This is a genomic window from Methyloversatilis sp. MC4-4 (assembly GCF_049843555.1).
Lineage (GTDB): Bacteria > Pseudomonadota > Gammaproteobacteria > Burkholderiales > Rhodocyclaceae > Methyloversatilis > Methyloversatilis discipulorum_B.
In genome coordinates, this window is sequence record NZ_JBBHZK010000002.1 from 752,159 (window position 1) to 766,533 (window position 14,375).

The 14,375-nt window shown below is 66.9% G+C and carries 16 protein-coding genes; 10 read left to right on the forward strand and 6 right to left on the reverse strand.

All coding sequences use genetic code 11. The features are described from left to right. The first annotated feature begins 84 nt into the window (after positions 1–84). From ftsZ to WDZ97_RS10345, 3 genes are all read left to right on the forward strand, one after another. On the forward strand, positions 85–1,248 hold the full coding sequence (ftsZ, locus tag WDZ97_RS10335; RefSeq protein WP_019919300.1) for a cell division protein FtsZ: 1,164 nt from the start codon (positions 85–87) through the stop codon (positions 1,246–1,248). A gap of 115 nt (positions 1,249–1,363) precedes the next feature. Beyond that, positions 1,364–2,308: a UDP-3-O-acyl-N-acetylglucosamine deacetylase gene (gene lpxC / locus WDZ97_RS10340; protein WP_425762686.1), complete on the forward strand. Its 945-nt coding sequence runs from the start codon at positions 1,364–1,366 to the stop codon at positions 2,306–2,308. A 7-nt stretch (positions 2,309–2,315) separates the two neighbouring features. Next, positions 2,316–2,498 (forward strand): hypothetical protein, encoded by a 183-nt coding sequence (locus tag WDZ97_RS10345; protein ID WP_019919302.1) that lies wholly within the window; start codon positions 2,316–2,318, stop codon positions 2,496–2,498. Here WDZ97_RS10345 and WDZ97_RS10350 read toward each other — a convergent pair. Beyond that, positions 2,488–2,928 carry a DciA family protein gene (locus WDZ97_RS10350; protein WP_304003789.1) on the reverse strand — a complete coding sequence of 147 codons (441 nt, stop codon included), beginning with the start codon at positions 2,926–2,928 and terminating at the stop codon, positions 2,488–2,490. The genes WDZ97_RS10345 and WDZ97_RS10350 overlap by 11 nt on opposite strands. Before the next feature lie 21 nt (positions 2,929–2,949). Between WDZ97_RS10350 and WDZ97_RS10355 the strand changes: the two genes are divergently transcribed. From WDZ97_RS10355 to WDZ97_RS10365, 3 genes are all read left to right on the forward strand, one after another. After that, positions 2,950–3,918, forward strand: coding sequence for a M23 family metallopeptidase (locus WDZ97_RS10355; protein ID WP_425762687.1), 969 nt, complete (start codon positions 2,950–2,952; stop codon positions 3,916–3,918). Positions 3,919–4,051: 133 nt separating this feature from the next. After that, the gene (gene secA / locus WDZ97_RS10360; protein WP_425762688.1) at positions 4,052–6,790 is read left to right on the forward strand and encodes a preprotein translocase subunit SecA; all 2,739 of its coding nucleotides are present in this window, start codon (positions 4,052–4,054) and stop codon (positions 6,788–6,790) included. An 89-nt stretch (positions 6,791–6,879) separates the two neighbouring features. Then, complete coding sequence (locus tag WDZ97_RS10365; protein WP_425762689.1) at positions 6,880–8,058, forward strand: aminotransferase class I/II-fold pyridoxal phosphate-dependent enzyme; 1,179 nt, start codon at positions 6,880–6,882, stop codon at positions 8,056–8,058. Between the two features lie 416 nt (positions 8,059–8,474). Here the strand turns inward: WDZ97_RS10365 and WDZ97_RS10370 are convergent, their stop codons facing one another. From WDZ97_RS10370 to rsmI, 4 genes are all read right to left on the reverse strand, one after another. Next, positions 8,475–9,143, reverse strand: a complete 669-nt coding sequence (locus WDZ97_RS10370) for a DUF3025 domain-containing protein (protein WP_425762690.1) — start codon at positions 9,141–9,143, stop codon at positions 8,475–8,477. A gap of 107 nt (positions 9,144–9,250) precedes the next feature. Then, entirely contained in the window at positions 9,251–9,682 is a 432-nt protein-coding gene (locus WDZ97_RS10375; protein ID WP_341422100.1) for a hypothetical protein, read from the reverse strand. A gap of 8 nt (positions 9,683–9,690) precedes the next feature. Continuing rightward, positions 9,691–10,734, reverse strand: a complete 1,044-nt coding sequence (gene pyrC / locus WDZ97_RS10380) for a dihydroorotase (RefSeq protein WP_425762691.1) — start codon at positions 10,732–10,734, stop codon at positions 9,691–9,693. Between the two features lie 134 nt (positions 10,735–10,868). Next, positions 10,869–11,714, reverse strand: a complete 846-nt coding sequence (gene rsmI, locus WDZ97_RS10385) for a 16S rRNA (cytidine(1402)-2'-O)-methyltransferase (RefSeq protein ID WP_425763012.1) — start codon at positions 11,712–11,714, stop codon at positions 10,869–10,871. Between the two features lie 128 nt (positions 11,715–11,842). On the opposite strand from rsmI, the gene WDZ97_RS10390 reads away from it, so the two are divergent. The 4 genes from WDZ97_RS10390 (at position 11,843) to WDZ97_RS10405 (ending at position 13,924) form a co-directional block, all read left to right on the forward strand. Next, positions 11,843–12,205 (forward strand): YraN family protein, encoded by a 363-nt coding sequence (locus WDZ97_RS10390; protein WP_341929142.1) that lies wholly within the window; start codon positions 11,843–11,845, stop codon positions 12,203–12,205. Further along, the gene (locus tag WDZ97_RS10395) at positions 12,189–12,560 is read left to right on the forward strand and encodes an HIRAN domain-containing protein (RefSeq protein ID WP_425762692.1); all 372 of its coding nucleotides are present in this window, start codon (positions 12,189–12,191) and stop codon (positions 12,558–12,560) included. Before WDZ97_RS10390 ends, WDZ97_RS10395 begins: the two co-directional genes overlap by 17 nt. A 120-nt stretch (positions 12,561–12,680) precedes the next feature. Next, positions 12,681–13,271 carry a phosphoheptose isomerase gene (locus WDZ97_RS10400; RefSeq protein WP_304004216.1) on the forward strand — a complete coding sequence of 197 codons (591 nt, stop codon included), beginning with the start codon at positions 12,681–12,683 and terminating at the stop codon, positions 13,269–13,271. Continuing rightward, complete coding sequence (locus WDZ97_RS10405; RefSeq protein WP_304004215.1) at positions 13,268–13,924, forward strand: BON domain-containing protein; 657 nt, start codon at positions 13,268–13,270, stop codon at positions 13,922–13,924. The genes WDZ97_RS10400 and WDZ97_RS10405 overlap by 4 nt, the downstream gene beginning before the upstream one ends. 12 nt (positions 13,925–13,936) lie before the next feature. Here the strand turns inward: WDZ97_RS10405 and WDZ97_RS10410 are convergent, their stop codons facing one another. Next, on the reverse strand, positions 13,937–14,362 hold the full coding sequence (locus tag WDZ97_RS10410; RefSeq protein ID WP_425762693.1) for a nuclear transport factor 2 family protein: 426 nt from the start codon (positions 14,360–14,362) through the stop codon (positions 13,937–13,939). Positions 14,363–14,375: the final 13 nt, after the last annotated feature.

A 14,375-nucleotide genomic window follows, 5' to 3' on the forward strand; every position in this document is an offset into this window, starting at 1 on the left:
TCACTAAATCTAGTGGTGGCGCGCGTTTTGTAGCCATAAGAGCCTTCAGGCTCGGAGGCGTTCGTGGAAAACAGGAGGGCGGATATGTTCGAGATTCTCGACAAGGAACCGGTGGGTGCAGTGATCAAGGTGATCGGCGTCGGTGGAGCCGGCGGCAACGCGGTTGATCACATGATCCGTGAAGGTGTGAACGGCGTCGAATTCATCGCCGCCAACACCGACGGCATGGCACTCACCCGCAACCTCGCCCCGGTCAAGATCCAGCTCGGCAAGAACGGCCGCGGCGCCGGCGCCAAGCCCGAAGTCGGCCGCACCGCCGCCGAGGAATACCGCGAACACATCGCCGACCAGCTGCGCGGTGCCGAGATGGTGTTCATCACCGCCGGCATGGGCGGCGGCACCGGCACCGGCGCCGCCCCCATCGTCGCGGAAGTGGCGAAGGAGATGGGCATCCTGACCGTCGCCGTCGTCACCAAGCCTTTCGATTACGAAAACCGGATGCGCGCCGCTGAATCCGGCATCGACGAACTCGCCCGCCACGTCGACTCCCTCATCGTCGTGCTGAACGAGAAGCTGATGGAAGTGCTCGGCGAGGACGCCAGCCTGGAAGACGGTTTCAAGGCTGCCGACAACGTGCTGCGCAATGCCGTCGGCGGCATCGCCGAAATCATCAACATCCCGGGCCTGGTGAACGTCGACTTCCAGGACGTGCGCACGGTGATGGGTGAGATGGGTCGCGCGATGATGGGCTCGGCCGAAGCCGCCGGCATGGACCGCGCACGCATCGCTGCCGAACAGGCTGTCGCCAGCCCGCTGCTCGAAGGTGTCGAACTGTCCGGCGCGCGTGGCGTGCTGGTCAACATCACGGCCAGCCGCTCGCTGAAGATGAAGGAAGTGAAGGACGCGATGGAAACCGTGCGTGCCTTCGCCGCCGAAGGCGCCCACGTCATCTTCGGTACGGTGTTCGACGACTCGATGGAAGACCGCCTGCGCGTGACCGTGGTCGCCACCGGCCTCGGCGCCCCGCGCGCGATGAGCAGCAAGCCGCCGATGACCATCATCCGCACCGGCACCGACGACGTCGCCATGCCGGCCGCCGCGATGGGCACCGACTACTCGCACCTCGACATCCCGGCCGTGATGCGCGGCCGCGGTGGCCGCACCGCGTCGAGCGCGGTCGAAGCCATGCGCGCCAACGGCGTCGAAACGCTGGATATTCCGGCCTTCCTGCGCAAGCAGGCGGACTGATACCGGCTGTGCTGCACCCGTCCGGCCGCCCGGCCGGACGGATACGCTCTGTTACAGGGGCGTGACGCGGAGGTGAGGTAAACTTGAACTTTCGCTTTCAGTCGTTCTGTCTGCCATGATCCGGCAACGCACCCTCCGTTCAATCGTCCGCGCCACCGGCGTCGGCCTGCACTCCGGCCTCAAGGTCAATCTCGAGCTGCGCCCCGCCCCGGCGGATACCGGCGTCGTGTTCCGGCGCGTCGACCTGACGCCGCCGGTCGAACTGCGTGCCGACGCGCACGCCGTCGGCGACACGCGCCTCGCTTCCTGCATCGGCCGTGAAGGCGCCACGATCTCGACGGTCGAGCACCTGATGTCGGCGCTTGCCGGTCTCGGCGTCGACAACGTGTTCGTCGATGTCGACGCGCCCGAACTGCCCATCATGGACGGCTCGGCCTCCACCTTCGTCTACCTGATCCAGCAGGCCGGCATCGTCGAGCAGGCAGCGGCGAAGAAGTTCGTCCGCGTGCTGCAGACGGTCGAGGTGAAGGACGGCGACAAGTGGGCGCGTCTCGACCCGTACGAAGGTTTCAGCCTGGAATTCTCGATCGAGTTCCGACACCCGGCGATCGAGCGTACCGGCACCCAGGTCAAGGTCGATTTCGCCCATCAGTCCTACATCGACGACGTCGCCCGTGCGCGCACCTTCGGCTTCATGCACGAAGTCGAATACCTAAGGCAGAACGGTCTCGCCCAGGGCGGCAGCCTGGAGAACGCGATCGTGATGGACGAGTACCGCGTGCTCAACAGTGACGGCCTGCGTTACGCCGACGAGTTCGTCAAGCACAAGGTGCTGGACGCCATCGGCGACCTGTACATCCTCGGTCACCCGCTGCTTGCCGCCTTCAGCGCGCACAAGTCCGGCCACGCGCTGAACAACGCGCTGCTGCATGCGCTGCTGGCGCAGGAGGGTGCCTGGGAGTGGGCGAGCTTCGATCAGCCGGCACAGACGCCGCCCGCGGTATCGAACCAGTACCGTCCGCTGGTGGACGACGCCGGCTCGGCGCCCGCCTTCGCCTGAGCGGCACGTGCTCATCCTGCGCCTGATCGGCATCCTGCTGATCATCACCGTCGGCGCATCGTTTCTCGGCTATGTGCTGACGCGAGACCCGCGTTACCTGAATTTCGCCTGGACGCTGCTCCGCTACGCGGTCATCGCGACGCTGGGCATCCTCGCACTGTTCCTGCTGGAACGCGTGATCATCCTTTAGCTTTGGCGCGCGCGACCAGCAGCTCCAGCGCACTGCGCAGCGCGCTCGACGGGTCGAGCGCCGCGGCCCCGGAAAGCAGTTCCCGACGCGCCGATTCGCTGACCGGCCGGGGTGCAACGGGCGCAGTAATCCGAGGCGGATCAAATGCTTGCACCTTCACCCTGACTTCGGTAACCTCGCCGCAACTTTCCTGCAGTGCCAGCCTTGCGCTGGGCAGCAACTGCTTCAGCCGGTGGGCAACAGCGCCAGACGAAGCGCTGACCACCACGACACCCTGCTTCACGTTCAGCACCCGACTGACCTGCGTCAGTTCGGTTGGCAGGAATTTTTCGTAGGCTCTCTGCACGCGGGCGATCTGTCTGACGTGCGACGCCAGATTTGCCAGCGAGTCCTGTGCATTGAGATGGTCGTGCAGGCGACGGGCAGACATAAGAAGACTTAGGGAGCGGATGTGCAGATTATTCTGGTTTCCGACCGCCTGACAACCGCCAAGGCCATCACCATCCGGCCGTGGCACCTCGCAGGCGCACTGTTCGCCTTCACGGTACTCGTTTTCATGCTCGCCTCGGCGTTCTCGTTCATCACGCTGAAGCACGCCAGCGAGTGGCGACTGCCGGTGATCGACGAACTGATCACCGCAGCGCGCAACGAGGAAATCCAGCGCAGCGAACAGTTCGTGCGCGAGAATCTGAACACGATGGCGGTCAAGCTCGGTCAGATGCAGGCCCAGCTGATACAGCTCGACACGCTGGGCACCCGGCTGGCCAAGCTCGCCGGCGTCAAGGCACCCGAACCCGTCGTGAACAGCGCACCGCCCGGTCGCGGTGGCCCGCTGATCAACGAGAACACGCTGTCGGCGGACGAACTCGAAGCGCAGATGAAGCAGTTCTCCGATCTGCTGGCGCAGCAGGACGACTACCTCGGCGTGATCGAATCGGAACTGCTGCTCGATCAGGCCACCCTGTCGCTGGTGCCCTCCACGCTACCGGTCAATGGCGGCACCTGGAACGCCTCAGGCTTCGGCTGGCGTATCGACCCGTTCAACGGATCGCGCGCGATGCACGAGGGCGTCGACTTCGTTGCCGAGGTGGGCACCCCCATCATCGCCGCGGCAGCGGGCGTCGTGACCACGGCCAGTTTCCATCCGCAGTACGGCAATATGGTCGAGATCGATCACGGACGTGATCTGGTCACCCGCTACGCGCACGCCAGCAAGCTTCTGGTCACGCCCGGCACCCTGGTACGGCGGGGTCAGAAGATCGCCGAGGTCGGCAGCACCGGTCGCTCGACCGGCCCGCACCTGCACTTCGAAGTGCGCGTCAAGGATGTCGCGCAGAACCCCAACCGTTTCCTCGAACTGGCCCGCAAGGCGCTTCCCGCGAACGCGCGGCAGGCATCCGCCGATAGCCACGCGCACTGAAACCGGGCCACCTCGGGCAAGCCTCCCGCAGCGCCGGCCCGGCGCCCCCGCCGTCACAGGGCTGCCAACGGGCACATGCTAGAATCGCCGTCTTTTCCGCCATCGGTTTGCCCGCGCCGGGCTTCTGTCTTCGATGATTGCATCCCTGTTCACCAAGCTGTTCGGCAGCCGCAACGATCGCCTGCTGAAGAAATACCGTCCGGTCATCGCCCGCATCAATGCACTGGAATCCGAACTGTCCGGATTGAGTGACGAAGCCCTCACCGCCAAGACGGCCGAGTTCCGGCAGCGTCTGGCCGACGGGCAAACCCTCGACGACCTGCTGCCCGAAGCCTTCGCCGTGGTGCGCGAGGCGAGCAAGCGGGTGCACGGCATGCGCCACTTCGACGTGCAGCTGGTCGGCGGCATCATGCTGCATTCGGGCAAGATCGCCGAAATGCGCACCGGCGAAGGCAAGACGCTGACCGCGACCCTGCCGGTCTATCTGAATGCGCTGTCCGGCAAGGGCGTGCATGTGGTGACGGTGAACGACTACCTCGCCAGCCGCGATGCCGAACAGATGGGCAGGCTCTACGGCTTCCTCGGCATGACGACCGGCGTGAACCTGTCGCGCATGCCGCACGACCTGAAGCAGGCCGCCTACGCCTCGGACATCACCTACGGCACGAACAACGAATTCGGCTTCGACTACCTGCGCGACAACATGGTGTATTCGCAGGGCGAGCGCGTGCAGCGCGGCCTGAACTTCGCCATCGTCGACGAGGTGGACTCCATCCTGATCGACGAGGCGCGCACGCCGCTGATCATTTCCGGTCAGGCCGACGACCACACCGACCTCTATGTGAAGCTCAACGCGGTCGCACCGCTGCTCACCCGCTGCGAGGTCGAGGACGGCCCGGGCGACTACTGGGTCGACGAGAAGGCGCATACCGTGCTGCTGACCGAAGCCGGTCACGAACACGCGGAAGAGATCCTGGTCCAGCACGGCCTGCTCGAAGCCGGCCGCAGCCTGTACGAGCCGGCCAACATCACGCTGGTGCACTTCCTCTACGCCAGCCTGCGCGCGCACAACCTGTATTTCCGCGACCAGCAGTACGTGGTTCAGAACGGCGAAATCATCATCGTCGACGAATTCACCGGTCGTCTGATGCCGGGCCGCCGCTGGTCCGACGGCCTGCACCAGGCGGTCGAAGCGAAGGAAGGCGTGCAGATCCAGGCCGAGAACCAGACGCTGGCGTCGATCACCTTCCAGAACTACTTCCGCATGTACGGCAAGCTCGCCGGCATGACCGGTACCGCCGACACCGAAGCCTACGAATTCCACCAAATCTACGGCCTGGAAACCGTCGTGATCCCGACCCACCGGCCGATGATCCGCAAGGACATGAACGACCTGGTGTATCGCACGGCCAAGGAAAAGTACGCGGCGGTGATCGCCGACATCAAGGACTGCCACGAGCGGGGCCAGCCGGTGCTGGTCGGTACCACCTCGATCGAAAGCTCGGAGCTGCTGTCCGGTCTTCTGAACAAGGAAAAGCTTCCGCACCAGGTGCTGAACGCCAAGCAGCACGAGCGCGAGGCGGAAATCGTCGCCCAGGCCGGCCGGCCCGGCGTGATCACGATCGCCACCAATATGGCCGGTCGCGGTACCGACATCGTGCTCGGCGGCAACGTCGAGAAGCAGGTGCAGGCGCTTGAGCAGGACCAGAGCATGGGCGACGCCGACCGCGCCGCGCGCGTCGAGAAGCTGCGCAGCGAATGGCAGTCCCTGCACGAACAGGTGATCGCCGCCGGCGGCCTGCACATCATCGGCACCGAACGCCACGAATCGCGCCGCATCGACAACCAGCTGCGCGGTCGCTCCGGCCGCCAGGGCGATCCGGGCTCGTCGCGCTTCTACCTGTCGCTGGAAGATCCGCTGATGCGCATCTTCGGCGGTGAACGACTGAACGCCATCATGCTGCGGCTGAAGATGCCGGAGGGCGAGGCGATCGAGCACGCGATGGTGAATCGCTCGCTCGAATCTGCGCAGCGCAAGGTCGAACAGCGCAACTTCGACATCCGCAAGCAGCTGCTCGAATACGACGACGTGTCGAACGACCAGCGCAAGGTGATTTACGAACAGCGCAACGCGCTGCTCGAAGCCGAGAACATTTCGGAAACCATCACGGCGATGCGCCACAGCGTGCTCGAAGACACCTTCCGCCAGTACGCGCCGGCGGAAAGCGTCGAGGAACAGTGGGATCTGGCCGGTGCCCAGGCCGCCTTCCTGTCCGAGTTCCGCATCGATACGCCGTTCGCGGAATGGCTGTCGGCCGAGCCCAATCTCGCCGACGAGGACCTGCTCAAGCGTGCGCAGGACCTGTCGGACGAGCAGTACGCGGTCAAGGTCGCACTGGTCGGTGGCGACTCCTTCAGCCAGTTCGAACGCAATGTGATGCTGCAGAGTCTGGACAGCCACTGGCGCGAACACCTCGCCGCGCTCGATCACCTGCGCCAGGGCATCCATCTGCGCGGCTATGCGCAGAAGAACCCGAAGCAGGAGTACAAGCGCGAAGCCTTCGAACTGTTCGAAAGCCTGCTCGATCAGGTGCGCGGCGAAGTCACCCGCGTACTGATGAACGTCGAGATCCGCTCGCCGGAACAGATCGAGGAAAGCGAACCGACACCGCCGCCGCTCGACAACATGCGTTTCACCCACGCCGACTTCGACCCGGCGATGGCCGGCGAAGGCGTCGACCCGCTGGCACCGCCGGCAGGCAACAACGCGCCGGCACAGCCGGCTGCCGCAGGCCCCAAGGTCGGCCGCAACGACCCCTGCCCCTGCGGCTCGGGCAAGAAGTACAAGCAGTGCCACGGCCGCCTCGCCTGAGCCCGGTCATGCAATGACGGAGGCGGCCTGCGGGCCGCCTTTTTCTTTGCTGCAACAGGCAGGCACTACATGTGGAGATGATCGGTCGCATGAAAGCATCGCAACGCGCTCAGTCGATATCGCCCTTCTTCGCGATGGAGATCGGCAAGCAGGCCGCCGCACTCGAGGCGCAGGGCCATCGCGTGATCAAGCTGAACATCGGCGAACCCGATTTCGGCGCGCCGCCGGCGGTCATCCGCGCGATGCGCGACCTGATGGACGGCCGCCCGATGCCCTACACGGCGGCGCTTGGCCTGCCCGAACTGCGACAGGCCATCGCCGGCTTCTACCGGCAGATGCACGGCGTCGACGTCCCCGCCTCACGCATCGTCGTCACCGCCGGCGCCTCCGCCGCACTGCTGCTGGTGACCGCGGCGCTGGTCGATCCGGGCGACGAAGTGCTCGTCGGGGACCCGTCCTACCCCTGCAACCGGCAGTTTCTCGGCAGCTTCGGCGCATGCGTGAAGCTCGTCCCGACGACCGCCGCCACGCGCTACCAGCTCGACGCCGCGACCGTGCAGGCGAACTGGAGCGACGCCACCCGCGGACTGATGCTGGCGACGCCGTCGAATCCGACCGGCACCGCGGTGCCGCCGGCCGAACTCGCGGCGATCTGCGACTGGGCGCGCCGCCACGATGCCTGGCGCATCATCGATGAGATCTATCTGAACCTGCAGGACGCCGACGCGCAGGGGCGGCCGGCGCAGACCGTGCTCGCGACCGACCCCGACGCCTTCGTCATCAACAGCTTTTCCAAGTACTTCGGCATGACCGGCTGGCGCCTCGGCTGGTGCGTGATTCCGGAGGCCATGGTGCCGGTGGTCGAGCGGCTGGCGCAGAACTTCTACATCTGCCCGCCGACGCCGGCGCAGTTCGCCGCGCTGGCCTGCTTCACGCCGGAGTCGATCGCGGTCTGCGAGGCGCGCCGCAGCGAATTCGCGCAGCGCCGCGCGCAGGTGATCGCGGGCCTGGCGGGCATCGGCCTGCCGGTCGACGTGCCGCCGGACGGCGCCTTCTACGCCTGGTTCGACGTGCGCCACACCGGGCTGGATGCCTGGACCTTCTGCCAGCGCGCGCTGCAGGAGGCCCACGTTGCGCTGACGCCCGGCCGCGACTTCAGCGAACTCGACCCGGAACGCCACGTCCGCCTGTCCTGCGCCGCCTCCACCGACGACCTGTCAGAGGGGCTGTCACGCCTGGGCAGCTTCGTCGCCGATCTGCGGCCGTGACGGCGCAGCGCACGCGTTAGCGGCAGGAGTTCGAGCCCCCAGGGTTTTGTGGGAGCGAGCTTGCTCGCGATTGCGGCCTGTAACGACGCCCGCGGCTGTTTCCGGCCGCGTCGCGGCCAAGGCCGCTCCCACAGGGAATGCGCCCGAATCGTTGCCAGCGAGGGGGTTCTTGTGGGAGGGGTCTTCTGACCCCGACAGCAGCGGTGACATGTGCCCAGCGCCGGCTCGAGGTGCTGTCGGCAGCAAAGGCGGCCTCCCATAAAGATCCCTCGCCCGGTCCTGTGCCGAAGACAGTGGGAGCGAGCTTGCTCGCGATTGAGGCCTGTAACGAAGCTTGCGACTTGCCAACGCCGCATCGCGACCAAAGGTCGCTCCCACAAGAGGGCGCGCGATGAAATCCGCGCCAGTCGAGCGCGTTACCGCCGCTTCGCCGGCAGCGGTCTGAACTGGCGGGTGTCGTCGAAGTAGGCAGGATCGGTGTTCGCTGAGGTCATGCCAGGCAGACCGAGCACCGGCAAGGGTTTCAGGTCGCGCGGCGACGTCGGCCAGCCGCCTTCCGTGATACGGGCAGCGAGCCAGCGGTCGAGCGCCTCGTCGCCCGGTGGCACTTCATCGGCATGCATGTAGAGTGCTTTCGCACACAGGCCGAAGTGCGGTGCCAGCGCCTTTTCCATCAGGGCGTGGCCGATCACGTGCAGCGCCGCCCGTTCGACCGACCGGCGCCGCTCGAACAGCGCCTCGCGCCAGCGGTGCGAACGCAGCGCGTCGATCAGCGCCACGTCGTCCGTCACCAGCACCAGCCCGTCTTCGTCGAACTGGGTCAGCGCGTCACGCACCGGCCCGCGATCGCCGCCGGGACGGGTCTCGATCTCGATGCAGTGGCGCGCATTCATCGCCGCCTTGATGCGCGGATGGCGCAGCCAGACCAGCGCGTTGAACAGGTCATGCCAGTTTGCATCGCGTGTGGCGACACGGCCGGTCGCAGCGATGCGGGCCTCGTAGCCGCCTTCCGCAGCCGCATCCGCAACGAAGGAGATGGGCAGGCCGCGGGCGGTCACCGGACGCCCCACACCGGCGGCGAGCACATCCAGTTGTGCGGCCAGTGGAGGCTTGGCGCCGGGCAGTCGCGCCAGCAGGGGACGAATGCCCGCGTGCAGCGGCCCGTCGCCGACGCGGTCAGCCAGCGTCGCGCTCAGGAGGCGCCTGCCGCTCCGGCCTTGACCGGCACGAAGGTGAACTGCTCGTCCTTCTTGCGGAAGGTGCCGATGGCCGGCGGTTCGGTCGCCGGCTTGTCGATTACCGAGAACACGCAGTCGGTGGTGTTCACTGCATACCAGCGGCTGGAGCCCTGACGAAGGATGTAGCGGTTGGGCTCGCCGCCGTCGAACACGGTGACGACGGCGGTGTTGAGCCGCGCCGGCTTCATGTCGAAGCGTCGCTGGCAGGTGGGCATGCGTGACACGATCACCGCCAGTTCGTACTGGTCGCTCCAGAAGTACGGCTTCTCGCGGTTGATGATCAGGGCGTGTTCCTTGCCCTCGATCATGAAGGCCGCGTTGTCGATCTCGCAGCCGGCCAGCAGGCCCGCAAGCGGCAGCAGCAGAAGGCGCAGGTGTCGTGTCATGGATGGGTTCACTCGATTCGCCAGGCCACGCGCTCACCCGCGCGCAGCGGCACCAGTACATCACCATCGGCAAATTCCTGGCTGGCCTTGACCTCCCACGACTCACGGACCAGCGTGATCTGCGACGTATTGCGCGGCAGGCCGTACCAGTCCGGACCGTTGAAGCTGGCGAAGGCTTCCAGCCGGTCGAGCGCGCCGACAGCGTCGAAGGCTTCGGCGTACAGCTCGATGCCGGCGTGCGAGGTGTAGCAGCCGGCACAGCCGCAAGCCGCCTCTTTGGCGCCCTTGGCGTGTGGCGCCGAATCGGTGCCGAGGAAGAAGCGACGGTTGCCGGAGGTGACCGCGGCCACCAGCGCCTCGCGATGGACCTCGCGCTTCAGCACCGGCAGGCAGTAATGATGCGGTCGCACGCCACCGGCGAAGATGGCGTTGCGGTTCATCAGCAGGTGATGCGCAGTGACGGTGGCTGCGATGTTGTCGCCAGCCGCGGCGACGAATTCCGCCGCGTCCTTCGTCGTGATGTGCTCGAACACCACGCGCAGCGCCGGATGCCTCGCCAGCAGCGGGCGCAGCACACGCTCGATGAACACCGCCTCGCGGTCGAACACATCGACGTCGCCGTCGGTCACTTCGCCGTGGATCAGCAAGGGCAGGCCGCGCTCGGCCATGCGCGCCAGCGCGGCATCGCAGCGCGTCACGTCGGTCACGCCGGAATCAGAATTGGTGGTAGCGCCCGCCGGATAGAGCTTCACCGCCTTGACGAAGCCGCTGTCACAGGCGCGGTCGATCTCGTCGGGCGAGGTGTTGTCGGTCAGGTAGAGCGTCATCAGCGGCTCGAACGGCGGCAGGCCCGGCGTGGCCGCGTGCGCGGCCAGGATGCGCTCACGGTAGGCGCCGGCCAGCGCCACCGTGGTGACCGGCGGACGAAGGTTGGGCATCACGATGGCGCGCGCGAAACGGCGCGCGGTGTCCGGCAGCACCGCCGTCAAGGCTGCGCCGTCGCGCAGGTGCAGGTGCCAGTCGTCCGGGCGGGTGAGGGTCAGTCGATTCAAGGGCGTTCCAATCCAGTCAGCGATCCCTGCCGGCGCCACGCCGACGGGGTGTAGCGCACGATTATCCCGCATAGTCGCCCCCCGGCCCAACCGCGACCGGTGGCCGGCACGGATCGGCCACGTCCGCCGGTGGATCAGTCGGCTTCGTCGTCCTGCGGCGCATCGACGCCGTGTGCCATCGCATAGTCGTACAGCAGCTTGCGCGGCGCCCCGGTGATGGCCTGCGCCACCTTCACGGCGCGGCTGGGCGGCAGTTCGTCGAGCAGCAGGTCGAGCGTGTGACGCGCGGCGGCATCCAGCCCCTCTTCCGGCTGCGCGCCGGACAGCAGCAGCACGAATTCACCGCGCTGATGGTTGGCGTCGGCCGCCAGCCAGGCCGGCGCTTCGGACACCGGCAGGCGCACGATCTGTTCGAACAGCTTGGTCAGTTCGCGCGCGATCACCAGTTCACGCGCCGGCTGCATCACCGCCGCGATGTCGGCCACGCATTCGACGATGCGATGCGGCGCCTCGTAGAACACCAGCGCGCAGTCCTGGTCACGCAGCGATTCCAGCATCCTGCGGCGCGCCGCCGATTTGACCGGCAGGAAGCCGACGAAGCGGAACTGCGCATCGAGCAGTCCGCTGGCCGAGAGCGCCACCACGGCCGCACTCGGCCCGCTGATCGGCACCACGCGGAAACCGGCCTCCTGCACCGCGCGGACGACACGCGCGCCCGGATCGGACACCGCCGGCGTGCCGGCGTCCGACACCAGGGCCACGCGCTTGCCGTCGCCGAGCGCCGCGATCAGTCGCTCGGCGCCGCTGCGTTCGTTGTGCTCATGCACCGCAATCAACTGCGCGCGCAGGCCGAGGTGACGCGCCAGACGCGCCGTCTCGCGCGTGTCCTCGCAGGCGATCAGGTCGGCCGCACGCAAGGCGCCGATGGCGCGCGCCGACAGTTCGCCCAGATGACCGATGGGTGTGCCGACGACATACAATGCCGATGTCATTAATTCGGATGAGGTGTCGTCGTGAGTGGAAACAGGAAGATCGGGCGTGTCCATCGGGCGGTGGAGTGCAGGCGGCCCGCCATTCTGAGCGTCGCTGCCGGTCGCCACAAGCATCCATGAGCACACGGGCGCAGCACGGCGCCGCCGCGGAACAACTCGCGGCCCGCTTTCTCGAATCGAAAGGCCTGCGCGTGCTCGGCCGCAATCTGCGCTGGCGCGATGGCGAACTCGACCTGGTGTGCGAGCACGGCGACACGCTGGTGTTCGTCGAAGTGCGCATGCGGCGCGACGGCCGCTTCGGCGGCGCCGCGGCCAGCGTCGGCCCGGTCAAGCAGGCGCGGCTGATCCGCGCCGCACAGCACTGGCTGGCCGAACAGGGGCGCCGCGCACAGGCCCGCCCTGCCCGCTTCGACGTGGTCGCGCTGTCCGCGCTCGACGCCGGCAGCATCGACTGGATACGCGATGCGTTCGGTCTGTAGCGCCCTGCTTGCACTCGTCTGCGTCGGCGCACAGGCCGACGGCCTGCGCCTGCTGGCACAGCGCTCGCCGCTGGCCGGCGCGCAGTACCACCGTCTGGCCGAGGTATGGCCGCAGCTCACGGTGGGCGACGCGCTGACGCTCGAGCGGGAGCCGGGCAACCGGCACGACACCCGCGCCGTGCGCGTGCTGTGGCGCGGCATCATGATCGGCTACCTGCCGCGCGCCGCCAATTTCGAGGCCGCCGACGAAATGGACGCCGGCGCCCGGCTCAGCGCGCGCATCGGCGCGCTAACGCCCGACCCCGATCCGTGGAAGCGGCTGCGCGTCGACGTCTGGGTCGAACTGGGTCGATGAGGGCCTTCGCGCCCCGACTGAATTGCAAGCGCAGGTATCGGACTGCAAGAAGGCTTCACAAAGACGGCCTGCCGGGCCGATCTTGGTACACTCTGGCCACATCCAACGCTGCGAGCTCTCATGAATCTGGTTTCACGCATTTCCGAGCACTTCATCGACAGCGCGCAAACCAAGCTCTCGTCCACCGAAGTTCTCGCCGCGCCGATTGCCGACGCGGTCGAACTGATGGTGGAAAGCCTGATGGCCACCGGCAAGATACTCGCCTGCGGCAACGGCGGATCGGCGGCCGACGCCCAGCACTTCGCCGCCGAACTGGTCGGCCGCTACGAACGCGAGCGCCCCGAACTGGCCGCCATCGCGCTGACCGTCGATAGCTCCATCCTGACCGCCATCGCCAACGACTACAGCTTCGACCAGGTGTTTGCCAAGCAGGTGCGTGCCCTCGGGCAGCCGAACGACGTGCTGCTGGCGATTTCGACCTCGGGAAATTCGGCCAACGTGATCGAGGCAATACATGCGGCCCATGAGCGCGAAATGCGCGTGGTCGCACTGACCGGCCGCGGCGGGGGCCGCATCGCGGAACTGCTGACCGACCGCGACATCCACATCTGTGTACCGGCCGAACGCACGGCACGCATACAGGAAGTTCACCTGCTGACGCTGCACTGCCTGTGCGACGGCATCGACTGCATGCTTCTAGGAACCGAATGATGACAACAACCCGCAAGACCGTTTCCTTCACCCGCCCGCTGCTGCTGGCCGCCCTGATCGGCGTTTCGGTGCCTGTATTGCAGGGCTGCTTCCCGGTGGTCGCCGCCGGTGCCGGCACGGCCGTCATGTCGGCGCTCGACCGCCGCACCAGCGGTACCCAGGTCGAGGACGAAGGCATCGAACTGCGCGCCAGCAATCGCCTGCGCGAAAAGCTCGGCAGCCGCGCCAACGTGAGCGTCACCAGCTACAACCGCAACGTGCTGCTGACCGGCCAGGTCGCGGACGAAGCGACCCGCGCCGAAGCGGCCGCCATCGTCGGCGAGGTGCCGAACGTGCGCGGTGTCAGCAACGAAACCGAGATCGCCGGCGTGTCCTCGCTGACCCAGCGCTCGAACGACGCGCTGATCACCTCCAAGGTGAAGGCGCGCATCCTCGATTCGCAACGGGTCAAGGCCAACCACGTGAAGGTGGTGACCGAAATGAGCAAGGTCTATCTGATGGGCCTGCTGACCGAGACCGAAGCCAAGGCCGCGAAGGAAGTCGCCGCCTCGACCTCGGGCGTGCGCAAGGTGGTGGCGATCTTCGAAATCGTCAGCCCGGAAGAGGCGCGACGCCTCGATGCCGCGGGCGGCAACAACAGCCCGAAGCAGTAAGGTCCCGCTGCCCTATCCGGCGGCGAGACGTCGCCGGATCGCGCGCAGCACGCTGCCGATCAGCGGCAGCTTCTCGTACAGTTCCTGCGCCGCGTCCCAGTAGTCGCGGTGCTCGACAATCAGGCCCTGCGCGTCGAAGCGCAGCCGGGTCGCGCCCACAATGGTCTGAGCGCGGCCGCGCATGACGAAATGCATGGTCCATTCCAGCCACGCCGCGTCGCCGTCGCTCATCGCCGAATGAACTTCGAAGCGCGGCGCCTCGACCTGTTCGAACATGTGGCCGAAGATGCGCGCCACGGCGGCGCGACCACGCACGTCGTTGAACGGATCGCGGAAGTGCGCGTCGTCGGCGTAGAGCGCGGCGAGCGTGTCGACGGTGGCAGGTGTCAGCCTCTCGAAAGCCGAGATCAAGGTGCGCAGGCGGTCATCGACGGGCATTCGGTGATCTCCA